The sequence below is a fragment of the Streptococcus suis genome (assembly GCF_029616525.1).
In the GTDB taxonomy this organism is placed as follows: Bacteria; Bacillota; Bacilli; order Lactobacillales; family Streptococcaceae; genus Streptococcus; species Streptococcus suis_AF.
Genome location: NZ_JANFME010000047.1, coordinates 1 through 1417 on the forward strand (window position 1 = coordinate 1; position 1417 = coordinate 1417).

General features: G+C 39.5%; 1 protein-coding gene. It reads left to right on the plus strand.

The features are described 5' to 3' along the window. Positions 1-124 precede the first annotated feature (124 nt). A complete protein-coding gene (locus tag NOL38_RS10355; RefSeq protein WP_277942083.1) occupies positions 125-1381 on the plus strand; it encodes an ISL3 family transposase in 1257 nt (418 codons plus the stop codon). The last annotated feature ends 36 nt before the right edge of the window (positions 1382-1417 follow it).

Sequence of the window (1417 nt, forward strand, 5' to 3'; positions counted from 1 at the left end):
AGGCTCTATAATTTCTGTAGTGGGTAAATCCACTGTAGAGATTATGGAGCCTTTTTGAGTATATACAAAAAGTCCCATATGACCTATAATGAAAAGCAACCACACTCACATTAGAAAGACTCATATGGAACAACTTTATCATACCACAGAACTAATTGGAATCAAAGACAAAAACATCAAAATTCTCTTCATTTTGAAACATCAGACCCATCTAGAAATCAGGGCAAAGCTAGATTACGACAGCCCTGGTTGTCCTCATTGCCAAGGAAAGTGTATCAAGTACGACTTTCAAAAGTCGTCAAAGATTCCGATTTTGGATTGTCAGGGCTTTCCGACCCTCCTCTTGCTTAAGAAACGACGGTTTCAATGCAAATCTTGCCAAAAAGTGACTGTAGCTGAGACAGCTCTAGTCAAGAAAAACTGTCAGATTTCCCAACCTATTTGGGACAAAGTGACACAACTCCATACAGAAAACATGACCAATATAGCCATCGCTAGGAGATTACATATCTCCGTATCGGTCGTCCAGAGGAAACTGGCTCAGTTTCAATTTGAGCATGATTTTACGACATTACCAAAAGTCTTGAGCTGGGATGAATTTAGTCGGAACAAGGGAAAACTCGCCTTTATTGCTCAGAATTTTGAGACGAGATCGATTGTGACCATTCTTGACAACAACCGCCAAACCACCATCAAGAACTATTTCTACAAGTATCCTAGGGAGGTCAGAGAAACTGTCAAGGTCGTAACAGTGGACATGTCGGGTAGCTATATTCCCATCATCAAACAACTATTTCCAAGAGCTAAAATTGTCCTTGATAGATTTCACATTATCCAACATCTGAGCCGTGCTATGATGACGACTAGAATTGATATTATGAAGACTTTCGATACGCGTTCCCTACCTTATCGATCCATGAAAAATCACTGGCGTATTCTCCAAAAAGATAGTCGAAAACTGTCTTTGAATCGCTTCTTTTCTCGCACTTTTGGGCAAACAGTAACACCGAGAGAGGTTGTCCAGAAGACATTGAATTTCTCTGAGGAACTGAAATTCTATTACGAACTCTATCAGATCCTTCTCTTCCATTTCCAAGAGATGAACTCGAAATATTTCTTCGAGCTTCTAGAAGACAATCTGGATCTTGTCAATCCTGCCTTTAAAACTGTTTTTAAAACTTTTCTAAAGTATAAAACGTACATCACGAACGCCATGGAGCTTCCATATTCCAACGCTAAGCTGGAAGCGACCAATAAACTCATCAAAGACATCAAGAGGCAAGCGTTCGGCTTTAGAAACTTTACGAACTTTAAAACAAAGATATATATTGCTTTAAACATCAAAAATGAGAGAACGAATTTCGTCCTCTCTAGGTGTTAGCTTTTCGTCTACCCACTACAGTTGACAAAGAGCCGG

Excerpts from the sequence above, each read along its gene's own strand:
- NOL38_RS10355 (WP_277942083.1), top strand. The coding sequence starts at position 125 with ATGGAACAACTTTATCATACCACAGAACTAATTGGAATCAAAGACAAA.